Annotated in this window: 9 protein-coding genes; 3 read left to right on the forward strand and 6 right to left on the reverse strand. The window is 70.3% G+C overall.

Features of this window, described 5'->3' with window-relative positions:
* The first annotated feature begins 360 nt into the window (after nt 1-360).
* Nucleotides 361-3,381 (forward strand): carbohydrate binding domain-containing protein, encoded by a 3,021-nt coding sequence (locus AB0I83_RS19040; protein ID WP_363305415.1) that lies wholly within the window; start codon nt 361-363, stop codon nt 3,379-3,381.
* A gap of 71 nt (nt 3,382-3,452) precedes the next feature.
* On the opposite strand, the gene AB0I83_RS19045 is transcribed toward AB0I83_RS19040, so the two are convergent.
* The 6 genes from AB0I83_RS19045 to AB0I83_RS19070 all read right to left on the reverse strand — a co-directional run bounded on the left by AB0I83_RS19045 (nt 3,453) and on the right by AB0I83_RS19070 (nt 10,442).
* Nucleotides 3,453-4,520: an aldose epimerase family protein gene (locus tag AB0I83_RS19045; RefSeq protein ID WP_363305416.1), complete on the reverse strand. Its 1,068-nt coding sequence runs from the start codon at nt 4,518-4,520 to the stop codon at nt 3,453-3,455.
* Nucleotides 4,520-5,557: a LacI family DNA-binding transcriptional regulator gene (locus AB0I83_RS19050; RefSeq protein WP_363305417.1), complete on the reverse strand. Its 1,038-nt coding sequence runs from the start codon at nt 5,555-5,557 to the stop codon at nt 4,520-4,522. The genes AB0I83_RS19045 and AB0I83_RS19050 overlap by 1 nt, the downstream gene beginning before the upstream one ends.
* Before the next feature lie 55 nt (nt 5,558-5,612).
* Nucleotides 5,613-6,656, reverse strand: a complete 1,044-nt coding sequence (locus AB0I83_RS19055; RefSeq protein ID WP_363305418.1) for an ABC transporter permease — start codon at nt 6,654-6,656, stop codon at nt 5,613-5,615.
* Nucleotides 6,653-7,651, reverse strand: a complete 999-nt coding sequence (locus AB0I83_RS19060; RefSeq protein WP_356536183.1) for an ABC transporter permease — start codon at nt 7,649-7,651, stop codon at nt 6,653-6,655. Before AB0I83_RS19060 ends, AB0I83_RS19055 begins: the two co-directional genes overlap by 4 nt.
* Nucleotides 7,648-9,255, reverse strand: a complete 1,608-nt coding sequence (locus AB0I83_RS19065) for a sugar ABC transporter ATP-binding protein (RefSeq protein WP_356843826.1) — start codon at nt 9,253-9,255, stop codon at nt 7,648-7,650. Before AB0I83_RS19065 ends, AB0I83_RS19060 begins: the two co-directional genes overlap by 4 nt.
* A 101-nt stretch (nt 9,256-9,356) precedes the next feature.
* Nucleotides 9,357-10,442 carry an ABC transporter substrate-binding protein gene (locus AB0I83_RS19070; protein WP_363305419.1) on the reverse strand — a complete coding sequence of 362 codons (1,086 nt, stop codon included), beginning with the start codon at nt 10,440-10,442 and terminating at the stop codon, nt 9,357-9,359.
* 476 nt (nt 10,443-10,918) lie between these two features.
* On the opposite strand from AB0I83_RS19070, the gene AB0I83_RS19075 reads away from it, so the two are divergent.
* Together AB0I83_RS19075 and AB0I83_RS19080 are read left to right on the forward strand one after the other, a co-directional pair.
* A complete protein-coding gene (locus AB0I83_RS19075) occupies nt 10,919-13,363 on the forward strand; it encodes a beta-L-arabinofuranosidase domain-containing protein (protein ID WP_363305420.1) in 2,445 nt (814 codons plus the stop codon).
* A gap of 85 nt (nt 13,364-13,448) precedes the next feature.
* The gene (locus AB0I83_RS19080) at nt 13,449-15,800 is read left to right on the forward strand and encodes an AbfB domain-containing protein (protein WP_363305421.1); all 2,352 of its coding nucleotides are present in this window, start codon (nt 13,449-13,451) and stop codon (nt 15,798-15,800) included.
* Nucleotides 15,801-16,013 lie beyond the last annotated feature (213 nt).

Here is a 16,013-nt window from a genome sequence, read left to right on the forward strand (position 1 = left end):
CAACCAGGACCGCGGTACCTGACCCCCCACCACCTGTCGCCGCGCACGGGTGGGCTGCGTGGTGCACCTCGACGCCGACCGGTGCCGATCCCGCGTACGCCGCCCTTCCCCGCTCCCCACCACGGCAAGCGCACAACCCCTGCCGCGCACCCTCTTTACGGGCCTGTCACGCACCGGTAACTTCCTGACCGCAAGAGATTGCAGAAACATTCTGACGGCTCTTGCCGTCAGGACGCACTGCTCGCCCGAACCCAGAGGCGCGTCCGGGTTCTCCGGCGGGAAAACGCGGTCGTTCACGGAGCGGCCGCTGCCGGCAGCCGTGGTCCACCCGCCCGCGGCCCTCCCCCTGGAGACACACGAATGAGACGCACCCCTGTGCGGATGCTCGGACGGCCGATCGCGGCGGCCGTCGCGGCCCTGGTCATGCTGGGACTCCTCACCGCCACCCCGGAGGATCCCGCCCGGGAACCGGCCGTTCCCGTCGCCGCCTCCGAGTCCGCCACCACCGTCTTCTACTACACCAAGACGAAGGACTGGTCCGCGTACAGACTTCACTACGCACCTGACGGCGGGGCTTGGACCACCGTGCCCGGTGTCGCCATGGAAGCCGCCTGCACGGACTGGGTGAAGCGGACCGTCGGCATCGGCAGCGCGTCCGGCCTGTCCGCGACCTTCAACGACGGTTCCGGGGTCTGGGACAACAACGCGGGCCGGAACTACGCCCTGGGCACCGGCACCATCACCGTGAAGGACGGGGTGGTGGCCCACAGCGACCCCTGCGCCGGCACCGGCACCGACCCGAGCCCGAGCCCCGGTGGGGGCCGAACCGCCGAGGTCTACTACTCCACCGCCACGGTCGGCTGGACGACGGCCAATCTCCACTACCGGCCGGCGGGCGGGACCTGGACGGCCGTGCCCGGTGTGGGCATGGAACCGGCCTGCACCGGCTGGGTGAGGAAGTCGGCGGACCTGGGGTCCGCCACGACCATGACGGCCGCCTTCAACAACGGCAACGGGGTCTGGGACAACAACGCCGGCCTCGACTACACCGTCCCCGCCGGGCTCACCACGGTGAAGGACGGAAAGGTCACCACCGGGACGGCGGATCCGTGCGCGGCAGAGACTCCGGACACCCGGGCCCCGAGCGCGCCGGCCCGGGTGCGTGCGGGCGTCGACGGCGTGTCGGTCGTGCTGACCTGGGATCCGTCCACGGACGACCGAGGCGTGACGAAGTATCAGGTCACCCGTACCGGCGGCACCAAGGGCACCCTGGTGACCGACGTCGGCTCCACGGTGTACTCGGACACGGGCCTGGAGGCGCGGACGGCGTACGGCTACACCGTCAGAGCAGTCGACGCCGCGGGGAACGTGTCGGCGTCGTCGGCCGTCGCGACGGCCACCACCGGCGAGAAGCCGGCCGCCCCGGCGGCCGGGCAGCCGCTCGGCACCGACCCCCGCAAGGACCCCGTCTACTTCGTGCTCACCGCCCGCTTCCAGGACGGCGACAGCTCGAACAACCGGGGCGGCAGCCAGCACGAGAAGTCGGGCAACGCGGCCAACGGCGACCCCATGTTCCGCGGCGACTTCAAGGGTCTGGTCGACAAGCTCGACTACATCAAGGGCCTCGGCATGTCGGCCGTCTGGATCACCCCGGTGGTGCTGAACCGCTCGGACTACGACTACCACGGCTATCACGGCTACGACTTCTACGAGGTCGATCCGCGGCTGGAGTCCGCGGGCGCCTCGTACCAGGATCTGATCAACGCCGCCCACGCCAAGGGCATGAAGATCTATCAGGACGTCGTCTACAACCACTCGTCGCGCTGGGGCGCCAAGGGGCTGTTCACCCCGAAGGTCTACGGGGTCCGCGACACCCAGTGGAGCTGGTTCTACGACGAGAGGAACGAGGGCTTCGAGTACGACGGTCTGACGGTCGAGCCCAAGTCGGGGAAGTCGTACTACAACGGTGACCTGTGGTCCACCGCCGAGCCCTCGGGCAACACCTGTGTGAACTGGGGAAAGCCCACCCAGTACACGTCACCGGAGGGCTACCGGATCTACAACTGCCAGTGGCCGAGCCCTACATCGGGCATGTTCCCCAAGGCGCTCTACCACAACTGCTGGATCGGCAACTGGGAGGGCGAGGACTCCCGCAGCTGCTGGCTGCACGACGACCTGGCCGACCTGAACACCGAGAGCGCGCCGGTGCAGAACTACCTGATCGGCGCCTACGACAAGTACATCGACATGGGTGTGGACGGCTTCCGCGTCGACACGGCCGTCCACATCCCCCGGACGACCTGGAACCGCCGCTTCCTCCCCGCGATCCAGGAGCGCGTCACCCAGCGGTTCGGCGCCGGGGCGGCGAAGAACTTCTTCGTCTTCGGCGAGGTCGCCGCCTTCGTCAACGACAAGTGGAACCGGGGCTCGGTCAACCACTCCGCGCAGTTCTACACATGGAAGGAGCGCAAGGAGTACAGCGCGGACGACGAGAAGGCCGCACTGGAGATGTACGACTACGAACAGCAGCAGGGCACGGGTTCCCAGCCCACCTCCACCAACGCCTTCCTGAACGGGAACGCCTACCACACGCCGGACCGCAGCAGGTTCTCCGGCATGAACGTCATCGACATGCGCATGCACATGAACTTCGGTGACGCCGGCAACGCGTACCACAACGGCAAGGACTCGGACGACAGTTACAACGACGCCACGTACAACGTCGTCTACGTCGACAGCCACGACTACGGCCCCAACAAGAGCAGCGAACGGTACGCCGGCGGCACGGACGCCTGGGCCGAGAACATGTCGCTGATGTGGACCTTCCGCGGCATCCCGACGCTGTACTACGGATCCGAGATCGAGTTCCAGGCGGGGAAGAAGATCGACTGCGGGCCCACCTGTCCACTGGCGACGACCGGCCGCGCCTACTTCGGCGGCCATCTCGCCGGGGACGTGAAGGCCTCGGAGTTCGGCACGGTCGACTCCGCGACCGGCGCGGTGGCCGACACACTGGCGAAGCCCCTGGTCAAGCATGTCCAGCGGCTCAACCTGATCCGCCGTGCGGTGCCCGCCCTGCAGATGGGGCAGTACTCCACGGAGGGCATCTCCGGCTCGATGGCGTACAAACGTCGCTATACCGACACGGTGACCGGCACCGACAGCTTCGCGCTGGTGACGGTCACGGGCGGCGCCACCTACACCGGCGTTCCCGACGGAACCTACAAGGACGCCGTCACCGGTGACACCAGGGTGGTGACGGGCGGCACACTCACCGTCCCGGCGCCGGGCAAGGGCAACCTGCGGGTGTACGTCCTCGACCTCGGGGGCAGGAACGCGGCCCCGGGGAAGATCGGGACGGCGGGCCCCTACCTGAAGTGACGCACGGGTGTGGCGGACCCCGCACGTCCGCCACACCCGTGCAGCGCCGGCTGTCGATGCGCGGCGGCGTGCTACAGACCGGCCAGGTGCGGGAATCGCAGTTCGGTCCGGCTGCGAGCGGTCTCACCGGGGCGCAGCACGGTGCTGGGCCATTCCGGACGGTTGGGCGAGTCGGGCAGGTGCTGGGTCTCCAGGCACACCGAGCCGTGCCGTTCGTGGCGGTGGCCGGCGCCGTCGGTGTAGGAGCCGTCGAGCTGGTTGGCGGTGTAGACCTGGATGCCTGGCTCCGTCGTCCACACCTCCAGTACGCGGGCGGCGTCGGGGGCGGTCAGCCGTGCGGCACGGCGCAGGCCGGGGCCGGCGTCCCGCAGCACCCAGCAGTGGTCGAATCCGCCGGCGTCCCTCAACTGGTCGTCGTCGATCCCGAGGCGCTCCCCGAGCACGCGCGGCGAGGTGAGGTCGAACGGGGTCCCCCGGACCCCGGCCCGCGGCCCCAGGGGGATGCCGTCGCCGTCCACCGGGAGGTAGGTGTCGGCGTCGACCTGGAGGAGGTGGCCGAGCACGCCGTCACCGCCGGACAGGTCGAAGTAGGCGTGGTTGGTGAGGTTGACGACGGTCGGGCGGTCGGTGACGGACGCGTAGTCGACGGCCAGCGTCCCGGCCGTGTCGAGGGTGTACGTGACCGTGGTGTCGAGCGCCCCGGGAAAGCCCATGTCGCCGTCGGGGCTGTGCAGGGAGAGCCGGACGGAGGCGCTGTCGCCCTTCCGGTCCGGGGCCGCGTCCCACACCTTGGTGTGGAAGCCGTCGGGCCCCCCGTGCAGCGCGTGGCCGCGGTCGTTGGCGGGGATGTGGTGCTCGGCGCCGTCGAGGGTGAAGCGGCCGTGGGCGACACGGTTGGCGTAGCGGCCGACGACGGCGCCGAAGTACGGGTGCTTGGCCGCGTAGTCGTCGAGGGCCGGGAGCGACCGCACGACGGAGGCGGCCGCGCCAGCGGTGTCGGGCACCGTGAGGCGGTGCAGGGAGGCTCCGAAGGTCAGCACCTCGGCCCGGATCCCGGTACCGCTGTCGAGGGTCCACAGGTGGGTCTGCTTCCCGTGGGCGGAGCCGAACGGGGTGCGGTGCACGGTGGGGCGCGGCATCAGAGGTCCTCGGTGTGGCCGGAGTCGGAACCGGGCGTGGTGGATTCGCGGACGACGAGGCGGTAGCCGGGGCGCGGTCGCCTGGGTTCGGCGACGGGCTTCCCCGCCAGCTGTTCGACCAGGCTGTCGACGGCGAGACGGGCGATGGCCTCCTTGTCGGGTGCGATCGTGGTGAGCGTGGTGGTGGTGTAGCGGCTCTCCTCGATGTCGTCGAAGCCGACGACGGCCACGTCCTCGGGGATGCGCAGCCCGCGTTCGGTGACGGCCCGCATCGCGCCGATCGCGATGAGGTCGTTGTAGGCGAACACGGCGTCGGGGCGGTCCCCCCGGTCCAGGAGCGCCGCCATGCCGGCGGCGCCGTCCTCGCGGCCGTAGCCGTCGGTGACGACGACGAGGGACTCGTCCGGGGTGATGCCGGAGGCGACGAGTTCCTGGCGCCAGCCGCGCAGTCGCAGGTGCGCGGGCTGGCGTTCGCGGCCGGTGCGTGATCCGAGGAAGGCGATACGCCGGTGGCCGCGGCCGACGAGGTGGCGCACCGCGGCGCGGGCCGCCGCCACGTTGTCGATGGCGATGTGGTCGTAGGGGGCCTCGTACTCGCGCTCCCCCAGCAGCACGAGGGGCGCCGTCTCGGTGCGCGCCATCAGGTCCTCGGTCTCCAGATGGATGGGGCTGAGGATGAGGCCGTCGATGACGTGGGACCGGAATCCCTGGCTGACCAGCAGTTCCTTCTCCCGCAGGCCGGCGGTGTGGTCGACCAGGACGGTGTAGTCGTGCCGCGCCGCCGCGTCGATGACCGCTCCGGCGAGCTCCGCGAAGTACGGGTTGCCGAACTCGGGGACGGCGAGGGCGATGATGCCGGTGCGGCCCTTGCGCAGATGACGGGCGGTGAGGTTCGGCCGGTAGCCGAGCTCGTCGATGGCGTGCTGCACCTTGGCGCGCATGGCGGGCGTGACGTGCTGGTAGTTGTTCACCACGTTCGACACGGTCTTGATGGACACGCCCGCCCGTTGCGCGACGTCCTTGAGGCTGACGCCCACGGCACTCCTTGGTTCGGCTGGACTCGATGGTTCTTCTCGTACGGCGGCTCTGGCGTCAGGTGCTTCTCCGGCTGCGTGCCAGGTAGCGCTGGGCCACCACGACAACGATAAGGAAACCGCCGCTCACCACGGACTGGTACGAGGAGTTGAGCGAGCCGATCTGGTTGATCAGGTTCTGGATGACGGCCAGCAGCAGCACGCCCCAGAGGGTTCCGCTGATGGAGCCCGCGCCACCGATGAGGAGTGTGCCGCCGATGACGACGGCGGAGATCGCGTCGAGTTCCATGCCGACACCGACGATGGTGACGCCGGAGGAGAGCCGGGCGGCGTTGAGCGCTCCGGCGAGGCCGGCGAGCAGGCCGCTGAGCGTGTAGACGACGATCTTCGTGCGGGCGACGGGGAGGCCCATCAGGGTGGCCGCGTCGCTGCTGCCGCCCACCGCGAAGAGGGTCTGCCCGAACGAGGTGCGCTGGAGCACGATCCCGCCGGCCCCGAAGAGCACCAGGGCGATCAGGATCGGGTGGCCGAAGCCCCAGACGCTGCCCTGGCCGAGTTCGCCGAAGGCGGAGCCCTTGGGCACCAGGTAGGTGGTGGCGCCCTCGTCGGTGATGGCGAGCAGCAGGCCGCGGGCGCCGAGCAGGGTGGCGAGCGTGATGATGAAGGGCGCCATGTTGCCGCGTGCGATCAGCAGGCCGTTGAGCAGGCCGATGCCTCCGCACACCACGAGTGGTACGAACAGCGCGGCGAGGAAGCCGTACTGGGATGCCCAGGCGGCGAGCACCCCGCCGAGGGCGAAGACGGATCCGACCGACAGGTCGATGCCGCCGGTGATGATGACCATGGTCATGCCGAGTGCGACCACGGCGAGGAAGGACGCCTGGATGGTCACGCCTCGGGCGTTGTCCAGCGAGGCGAAGGTCGGGTAGACGAAGGACGCGACGAGGACGACCGCCAGCAGGACCGCGAGCACGCCCTGGCGCTGGAGGAGTTCGGCGGCGCGGGCCCTGCCGGTCCGTTCGGGTCCGGTGCCCCGGCGCGGGGGCCTCGTCGGCTTCCGCGGCATCGGAGGGGCGGCGGGTGCGGATGTGGTTTCGTTCATCGGGACCGACGCTCCCGGGCGACGTAGACGGCGGCGACGATGATCGCCGCCTGGGCGATCTGGGCGGTGGAGTCGGGCAGGTCGTGCTTGACGAGCGTGGCGCGCAGGAGCTGCATCAGCAGGGCTCCCGCCACGGTGCCGAGCACGCGGACGGAACCGCCGTTGAGCGGGGTGCCGCCGACCACGACCGCCGTGATGGCGGAGAGTTCCATGAGGGTGCCGAGCGAGGAGGGGTCGCTCGCGGTGAGCCTGGCCGTGGCGAGGACGCCGGCGAGGGCGGCGAGCACACCGCAGAGCACGTACACGCCGATGAGGACCCGTTTGACGGGCAGTCCGGCGAGCGCGGCCGCGGAGCGGTTGCCTCCGACGGCGACGATCTGGCGGCCGAAGGTGGTGCGCTGCACCAGGAAGGCGACGGCGGCGGCCAGCACCCCGGCGATCAGGACGACGAGCGGGATCCCGAGGAAGGAGCCGGTGCCCAACGACAGGATGTCGGGGTTGACGATCTGCTTGAGCTGGCCGTCGGCCAGGACCAGGGCGAGTCCGCGGCCTCCGACGAACAGGGCGAGTGTCGCCACGATGGGCTGCAGCCCGATGAGGGAGACCAGGGTGCCGTTGACCGCCCCGACGACGGCGCCTGCCAGGAGGGCGACGACGAGGGCGGGCACGAGCCCGTATCCGAGGTAGAGCGGCAGGAAGGCAGCGGCGAGCGCCATGGTCGAACCGACGGACAGGTCGACGCCCTCGGTGCCGATGACCAGGGCCATGCCCAGGGCGACGATCACGATGGGGGCGACCTGGACGAGCTGGGTGCGGAAGTTGTCCGCGGTCATGAAGTGTTCGGTGAACAGCGCGTTGAAGAGCAGCACCACCGCGACGGCCACGTACACGCCGTACCGCTGGTACCAGGAGGGGTCGCGCAGCCGGGCCAGTGGGCTCGCCTGCTTCTTCGGCGTTTCGCCCTTCACGGGCGGGACGACGGCGGTCCGGGTCATCGGGGGTCCTCCTGAGCGGCCGTGGCCTTGTCCGCCGGCTCCGGCGCGTGGTCGGCGAGCACTTCGAGCAGCCGGCTCTCGGCCACGTCGTCGCCCTCCAGTTCGCCCGCGACCGCTCCGCCGCGCAGGACGACGATGCGGTCGGCGCCCTCGATGAGCTCCTCGATGTCCGAGGAGATGAGCAGGACGGCCAGGCCTTCGCCCGCGAGGTCGTCGATGAGGCTCTGGACCTCGGCCTTGGCTCCGACGTCGATGCCGCGGGTGGGTTCGTCGAGCAGCAGCACCTTGGGCTCCAGGCAGAGCCAGCGGGCCAGGAGGACCTTCTGCTGGTTCCCGCCGGAGAGTTCGCCGACCTTCTGCTCGGGGCTCGACGCCTTGATCCGCAGGCGCTTCATGAAGATGTCGACGATCCGGTCCTGCCGGGCGCGTGAGACGACACCGGCCCGGGAGAGGCGCGGCATGGCGGCGAGCACGATGTTCTCGCGTACGGAGAGTCCGGGGACGATGCCCTCGGCCTTGCGGTCCTCGGGGAGCAGGCTGATGCCTGCCCGGATCGCGGCGGCCGGGGTGAGGCGCTTCAGGGGGGTGCCGTCGACGGTGATGTCGCCGGAGTCCAGGTGCAGCGCGCCGGACAGTGCCTTGGCCGTCTCGCTGCGGCCGGAGCCGAGGAGACCGCCGAGGCCGAGGACCTCGCCCGCGTACAGCGACACGGATATGTCGTGGAGTCGGAGGCGGCTGGAGAGACCGGTCGCCGTGAGCACGGGGGTACGCGCCACCTCGTGTCCCTCGGCGGTGAAGCTGGTGACTCCGGAGCGGCGTACCTCGGACAGGTCGCGGCCGAGCATCATGGACACGAGCTGCATCCGGTCGAGTCCGGCGAGATCGCCGGTGTGGATGTGGCGGCCGTCGCGGAGGACGGTGACCCGGTCGCAGATCCGGTAGAGCTCGTCCATGCGGTGGCTGACGTACAGGACGGCGATGCCCTGGGAGCGCAGGCGTTCGATGACGCGGAAGAGGGTCTCCACCTCGCGCGGCTCCAGCGAGGAGGTGGGCTCGTCCATGATGACGACCTGGGCGTTGACGGACACCGCCCGGGCCAGGGCGACCATCTGCTGGGTGCCGATGCCGAGCGTGTGCAGCGGGCGGCGGGGGTCGACGCGTACGCCGAAGCCGTCCAGGAGTTCGCTCGTCTCCCGGTGCATGCGGGAGAAGTCGATGAGGCCGAACCGGTTCCTGGGTTCGCGGCCCAGGAAGATGTTGCGCGCCACGCTCATCAGCGGGACGAGGTTGACCTCCTGGTAGATCGTGGAGATCCCGGCCTGCTGCGCGTCGAACGGCCGGGCGAACCTGACGGGTTCACCCGTCAGCCTCAGTTCGCCCCCGTCCGGCCGGTAGACACCGGTCAGCACCTTGATGAGGGTGGACTTGCCCGCGCCGTTCTCCCCGACCAGTGCGTGGGTCTCCCCCGCGCGCAGGGAGAAGGTGACGTCGTCGAGGGCGACGACGCCGGGGAACCGCTTGCTCACCGAGCGGGCTTCGAGCACCGCGGAGGCAGTCGGCGCTGCCGCCTCCGGTGCCTGAGGTACTGCTTCGGGTGGTGCCATGGGTGTTCTTGGCCTTCCGCTGTCCACGGGTGAGGGCCCGGGAGCCGCCGTGGCGCGATGCGGGCGCCACGGCGGCAGGGGCTGTTGGTCTCAGGAGCGGATCAGTACGCCCCGCCGAGGGATGCCTTGGCGTTGGTCTCGTCGTAGGCCCGGTCGGTGATGATGACGTTCTCGGGGATCTCCTCGCCGCCGTAGAACTTGCCCGCGGTCGCGAAGGCCAGCGGTCCGAAGCGCGGGTTGGACTCGATGACGGCGTTGTACTCGCCGTTGACGAGGGCCTGGACGGCGTTGCGGGTGCCGTCGACCGAGACGATCTTGACGTCCTTGCCGGGCTTCTTGCCGGCGGCCTTCAGCGCGGTGACGGCGCCGAGGCCCATCTCGTCGTTCTCGGCGTAGACCGCGGTGATGTCGGGCTTGGACTGGATGAGCTGCTCCATGACCTGCTGGCCCTTGTCACGGGCGAACTCGCCGGTCTGCTGGGCGACGATCCGGATGCCGGGCGCCTCGGCCTTGATCTGGTCGACGAAGCCCTTGGTCCGGTCGGTGGTCACGTTGTTGCCGGAGGCGCCGAGCAGGATGGCCACCTTGCCCTTGCCGCCGGTCGCCTTGATCATCGCGTCGGCGGCGCGCTTGCCCTGCTCGACGAAGTCGGAGCCGAGGAAGGCGACGTAGTCCTTGCAGGCGGTGGAGTTGACCTTGCGGTCGACGGTGAGCACGGGCACCTTCTTGGCCGCCGCGGCCTTGAGCGCCGGCTCCAGGCCGTCGGAGTTCAGCGGCGCGATGATGAGGAACTGGGCGCCCTGCGAGAGCATGTCCTGGATGTCGCTGATCTGCTTGGACAGCTGCGACTGCGCGTTGGTGGTGAGCAGCTTCTTGACGCCGATCTTGGCCGCCTCGTCCTTGATGGACTGGGTCTCGGCTATGCGGAACGGGTTGGCCTCCTTCTCCGACTGGGAGAAGCCGACCACCGCGTCCTTGAGGTCGATCTTGGGTGCGCCGTAGGTCTTCAGCGAGCAGCCGGGACCGGAGGCGGCCTCGGGGGACTTGGCCGCCTGTGCTCCCTGGCTGCTGTCACCGCCCGCGTCGTTCGTGGTCTCCGACTTGGAGCAGCCGGAAACGGCCAGCGTGGCGGTGGCGGCGAGCAGGCAGGCCGCGGCGAGGGTACGGGATCGACGCTGGATCATCATGCGCGGGACGCTCCTTGGCGAGGTGACGGCACACCGTTCGGCGTGCGGTCGGGCATGGCGGGACGGTGCTTCAGCCGCTGGGTGGCACATGGCGCCGCATTTCCCACGACCCCCGCCGCGAGCTGCGGGAACTGTGGTCGTGCGGGCCTGTGCGGCCTCTCGGCGGCTCGGTTTACAACGTTATATAGGCGTGGTGGCGCAGGCGGCAAGAGCGTTGTCGATGCGTTTCCAAAATGTGTCGCGCACGGACACCGCCCCCGGCGCACCCAACCGCGGGGCGACGGGGTACCGGGGTCAGCGCCACCTCTGGACACCGGCTTGACCGCGTGCTGTCATACCGCGGACATCAATTTTCCAACGTTGCAAGGCAGTTGTCGTGCCGACGGATCCGGGCGCGACCGCCGTCTTAGCCATGCGCCGGCCCCGCACGGGACCGGTCACTCCCTGTCCCGCAGAGCAGAAGCGGAGTCCCCACGATGCCCCTGAACCGCAGACAACTCGTGACCGGCGCCCTGGTCACCGCGGCGGCGGCCACCTCGGCGGGCCGCTGGGCCGCGACCGCCACGGCCGCCGAGGGTGTGGTCACGGCCGCGGCAGGGGGCCACTACTCCCCCAACGCCGCTCCCCTGCACCCGACGGCGTTCCTGAGACTCCCACCCGGGCGGGTCACCGCCCGGGGCTGGCTCGCCGGTCAGCTCCGGATGCAGTTGGACGGCCTCTGCGGCCAGTACGAGAAGTTCTCGCACTTCCTCGACTTCGGCGCCTCCGGCTGGGTCCGGCCCGACCGGGGCGGCTGGGAGGAGGTCCCCTACTGGCTGCGCGGATACACCGACCTGGCCATCGTGACCGGGGACGCGACGGCCCTGGCCGACGCCCGACGCTGGATCGACGCGATCCTCACCACCCAGCAGTCCGACGGCTTCTTCGGGCCGAAGGCGCTGCGGACCTCGCTCAACGGCGGCCCGGACTTCTGGCCCTTCCTCCCACTGGTCCAGGCGCTGCGCTCATGGCAGGAGTACGACGGCGACAACCGGATCATCCCGTTCCTCAGCAGGTTCTTCCGGTACATGAACGCACAGGGCCCCGGCGCGTTCGACACCAGCTGGATCGCCCTGCGCTGGGGCGACGGACTCGACAGCGTCTACTGGCTGTTCAACCGCACCGGCGACACCTTCCTGCTGGACCTCGCCGACAAGATCCACCGGTACGGCGCCGACTGGGGCGACAACCTGGTCGACCCGCACAACGTCAACATCGCCCAGGGCTTCCGCGAGCCCGCCCAGTACGCCCTGCGCAGCGGCTCCCGGCAGGACACCCGGGACACGTACGGGACGTACGCCAAGGCCATGGACCGGTACGGGCAGTTCCCCGGTGGCGGCTTCGCCGGGGACGAGAACGCCCGGCCGGGACACGGGGACCCCCGCCAGGGCTTCGAGACCTGCGGGATCGTCGAGTTCATGGCCAGCCACCAGCTGCTCACCCGGATCACCGGCGACCCGCTCTGGGCGGACCGCTGCGAAGAGCTGGCCTTCAACTCGCTGCCCGCCTCCCTGGACCCGTCGGGCAAGGCGGTCCACTACGTCACCAGCGCCAACAGCGTCGACCTGGACGACGTGCCCAAGCGCGACCGGCAGTTCCAGAACGGCTTCGCCATGCAGGCGTACCTGCCGGGCGTCGACCAGTACCGCTGCTGCCCGCACAACTACGGCATGGGCTGGCCGTACTTCGTCGAGGAGCTCTGGCTCGCCACCACGGACGGCGGACTCGCCGCGGCGATGTACGCGGCGTCGGAGGTCACCGCCAAGGTCGCCGACGGCACGGAGGTGACCTTCACCGAGGAGACCGACTACCCGTTCACGGACACCGTCACCCTCTCGCTCAGGTCACCGAAGCCGCTGAGCTTCCCCTTGGTGCTGCGCGTCCCCGCCTGGTGCACCGAGCCGGACATCCGCGTGAACGGCCGACGGGTCACCGCGCCCGCCGGCCCCGCCTTCACCCGGATCGAACGGACCTGGTCCGACGGCGACAAGGTGACCCTGCGTCTCCCGCAGCACACCACCGTACGCACCTGGGCGGACAACCACGGCTCGGTGAGCGTCGACCACGGGCCGCTGACCTACTCGCTGCGTATCGGGGAGTCGTACGAGCGCATCGGCGGCACCGACCGGTTCCCCGAGTACGCGGTCCACGCCACCACCCCCTGGAACTACGGCCTCGTCACGGACGGGACGCGGCCGGCCTACGCACTGCGCCGGCGCCCCGCCGGCCGCGCCGCGGGTGAGAACCCCTTCACCCTGGACGGCACCCCGCTCGTCATGACCGCCCGCGCCCGACGCATCCCGGAGTGGAGCGCCGACGACGAGCACGTGGTGGCTCCGCTGCAGCGGAGCCCCGCGCGCAGCACCCAGCCGGTCGAGGAGGTCACCCTCGTCCCGATGGGCGCGGCACGGCTGCGGATCACGTCCTTCCCGACGGTGGGCCCGGACGCGGAACCCTGGCTCGCGGACCGCTGGTACCGGATCGGGAACCGCAACTCAGGCAAGGTGCTCGGCGTGGACGGCATGTCCACCGCGAACAGCGCCCACGTCGTCCAGTTCGGCGACACCGGGACGGCCGACCACCTGTGGCGGCTCGTCGCGAACGGCGACGGCTGGTACCGCATCCGCAACCAGCACTCGGGCAAGGTGCTCGGCGTGGACCTCATGTCCACGGCGAACAGCGCCCATGTCGTGCAGTTCGACGACAACGACACCGCCGACCACCTCTGGCAGCTCGTGCCCGACGGCGACGGCTGGTACCGCGTCCGCAACCGCGACTCGGACAAGGTGCTCGGCGTGGACGGCATGTCCACCGCCGACAGCGCCCACGTCGTCCAGTACGACGACAACGGCACCGCCGACCACCTCTGGCGGCTGCTCTGAGCAGCGCCCCCTCGCCGGCCCTCCGTGCCGCTCCCCGCGCCGTCCCGGTGCGGGGAGTCCGCCTCTTCCCCAAGGAGAATCGGGAATGAAGTCCGCACCCGCACCGCGCCGTCGCACCTGGTGGAGACGGTTGACCGCCGCCACCGGCCTGCTTTCGGTACTCGCCACCGCTCTGGTGGGGGCCGGCAGCGCCCCGGCCGCCGCCGCGCCCGCCGCCTGGACGCCGAAGCCGGCGCCCATGACGACGCCCTGGACGAACCAGGTGTCCGTCGACAACCCCCTGCCCGAGTACCCGCGCCCCCAGCTGACCCGGCCCGACTGGGCGAATCTCAACGGCATATGGGACTTCGCGGTGACCGGCCGTGACGCGGGACAGCCCGCGGCGTTCTCCGAGCAGATCAGGGTCCCGTTCGTCGCGGAGTCCTCGCTCTCCGGAATCAAGCGCAGGATCACCGAGAACGACAAGCTCTGGTACAAGCGGAGCTTCACGGTGCCGTCGAACTGGAACGGCCGCCGGGTCGTTCTCAACTTCGGCGCCTCCGACTGGCAGAGCACCGTCTGGGTCAACGGCGCCCAGGTCGGTGCCCACAAGGGCGGCTTCGACTCGTTCGCGTACGACATCACGCCCCAGCTGAACGGCGGATCGAACACGGTCGTGGTCTCCGTGTACGACCCGACGCAGACCGGCGGCCAGGCCGTCGGGAAGCAGCGCATCAACGACGTGAACCCGCACGCGGGCGGTGGGATCTTCTACACCGCGGCCTCCGGCATCTGGCAGACCGTGTGGCTGGAGCCCGTCGCGGCGTCCCACGTCACCCGCCTGGACATGACGCCGAACCTCGGCAACAGCACCCTGCGGGTGAAGGTGCAGGCCGCGTCAGGCGGCGGCCGGACCGCCCGGGTCACCGTCTCCAGCGGCGGCACCGTCGTGGGTACGGCGACCGGGTCACCCGGCGCCGACATCGCCGTGCCGGTGCCGAACGCCCGGCTGTGGAGCCCGGACGACCCGTTCCTCTACGACGTACGCGCCGAGCTCCTCGACGGGGCGTCCGTGGTGGACACGGTGGGCAGCTACGCGGGCATGCGGTCCATCGCGGTCGCGAAGGTCGACAACATCCTGCGCCCTGTCCTCAACGGGAAGTTCGTCTTCCAGACCGGCACGCTCGACCAGGGCTACTGGCCGGACGGCATCTACACGGCGCCCACCGACGCGGCGCTCAGGTCCGACCTGCAGGCACACAAGGACCTCGGCTTCAACATGGTCCGCAAGCACATCAAGGTCGAGCCGCAGCGCTGGTTCTACTGGGCGGACAAGCTGGGCCTGCTCGTCTGGCAGGACATGCCGGCCATGGACACCGGCAAGACGCCCGACGGTGCGGCGAGGACCCAGTGGGAGGCGGAGTACCACGCGGTCATCGACCAGCACCGCAGCTCGCCGTCCCTGGTCATGTGGGTCGACCAGAACGAGGGCTGGGGCCAGTACGACCAGGCGAGGATCGCCGACGAGGTCAAGGCGTACGACCCGTCCCGCCTGGTGAACAACATGAGCGGCGTCAACTGCTGCGGATCGGTGGACGGCGGCAACGGGGACGTGATCGACAACCACGTCTACGTCGGCCCGGGCAACACCGCGCCCACCGCGACCCGGGCCGCCGTCCTCGGCGAGTTCGGCGGTCTGGGGTACAAGGTCCCGGGCCACGAGTGGTATCCGGGCGGCGGTTTCAGCTACGAGGACCAGGCGAGCGTAGGCGCGCTGAACAACCGGTTCGTCGGGCTCCTCGACTCCATCCGCGTCGGCCAGTTGCCGGCCGGTCTCTCCGCCTCGGTCTACACGGAGATCACGGACGTCGAGAACGAGGCGAACGGGCTGCTCACCTACGACCGCCAGGTGGTCAAGGTGGACACCGCACGGGTGAAGGCGGCGAACCAGGCGCTCATCCAGGCGTCCAGGACGCCCGCACCGCCGGTCACCCTGCCCACCGGCCAGTACAAGTCCCTCCGGGTCACCACGCCGGGGCACACGACCAAGTACCTGCGGCACGCGCAGGAACTCGCCTACACCGCGGTCGTGGACAGCGGCAGCGGCGCGCTGCTGAAGAGCGACGCCACCTGGAAGATCGTCACGGGACTGGCGAACGGCAACTGCTACTCGTTCGAGTCCCGCAACTATCCCGGTGAGTACCTGCGCCACCGGGACTTCCGGATCCGCCGTGACGCGAGCGACGGATCGGCGCTGTTCAAGGCCGATGCCACCTGGTGCGCGGTCTCGGGCACGGGCGGCGTGCGGCTCTCCAGCGCCAACCTGCCGGGCAGCTACCTGCGCCACATCGACTCCGAGGTGTGGCTGGCGACCCCCGGCGGCGGTCACGCCTGGGACAACGCGGCGACATTCACGGAGGACACCACCTGGGCGGTGGAGGCGCCCTGGGCCCCGTGAGCTGAGATCTCCGGAGCCCGGCTCCGGCCCGTTCCGGCCGGGGCCGGGCTCCGTGCTGTCGGGCGTCGACCCGTCACCAGGCCTTCGACGGTGGACTGCCGGACGACGGGCCCCGCCTCGCCCACGACCTGGCAGTGCGGTCGGGCCCCGGCCAGTCCGGGCGGTGGGGCCCAGAACTCCTCGGTCACCGCAATGTCGTGGTGCGGGTCGTCG

The sequence above is a fragment of the Streptomyces sp. NPDC049970 genome (assembly GCF_040660235.1).
GTDB lineage: Bacteria > Actinomycetota > Actinomycetes > Streptomycetales > Streptomycetaceae > Streptomyces.

Excerpts from the sequence above, each read along its gene's own strand:
- AB0I83_RS19065 (WP_356843826.1), bottom strand. The coding sequence starts at position 9,255 with ATGGCACCACCCGAAGCAGTACCTCAGGCACCGGAGGCGGCAGCGCCG.
- AB0I83_RS19070 (WP_363305419.1), bottom strand. The coding sequence starts at position 10,442 with ATGATGATCCAGCGTCGATCCCGTACCCTCGCCGCGGCCTGCCTGCTC.
- AB0I83_RS19060 (WP_356536183.1), bottom strand. The coding sequence starts at position 7,651 with ATGACCCGGACCGCCGTCGTCCCGCCCGTGAAGGGCGAAACGCCGAAG.
- AB0I83_RS19055 (WP_363305418.1), bottom strand. The coding sequence starts at position 6,656 with ATGAACGAAACCACATCCGCACCCGCCGCCCCTCCGATGCCGCGGAAG.
- AB0I83_RS19075 (WP_363305420.1), top strand. The coding sequence starts at position 10,919 with ATGCCCCTGAACCGCAGACAACTCGTGACCGGCGCCCTGGTCACCGCG.
- AB0I83_RS19045 (WP_363305416.1), bottom strand. The coding sequence starts at position 4,520 with ATGCCGCGCCCCACCGTGCACCGCACCCCGTTCGGCTCCGCCCACGGG.
- AB0I83_RS19080 (WP_363305421.1), top strand. The coding sequence starts at position 13,449 with ATGAAGTCCGCACCCGCACCGCGCCGTCGCACCTGGTGGAGACGGTTG.
- AB0I83_RS19040 (WP_363305415.1), top strand. The coding sequence starts at position 361 with ATGAGACGCACCCCTGTGCGGATGCTCGGACGGCCGATCGCGGCGGCC.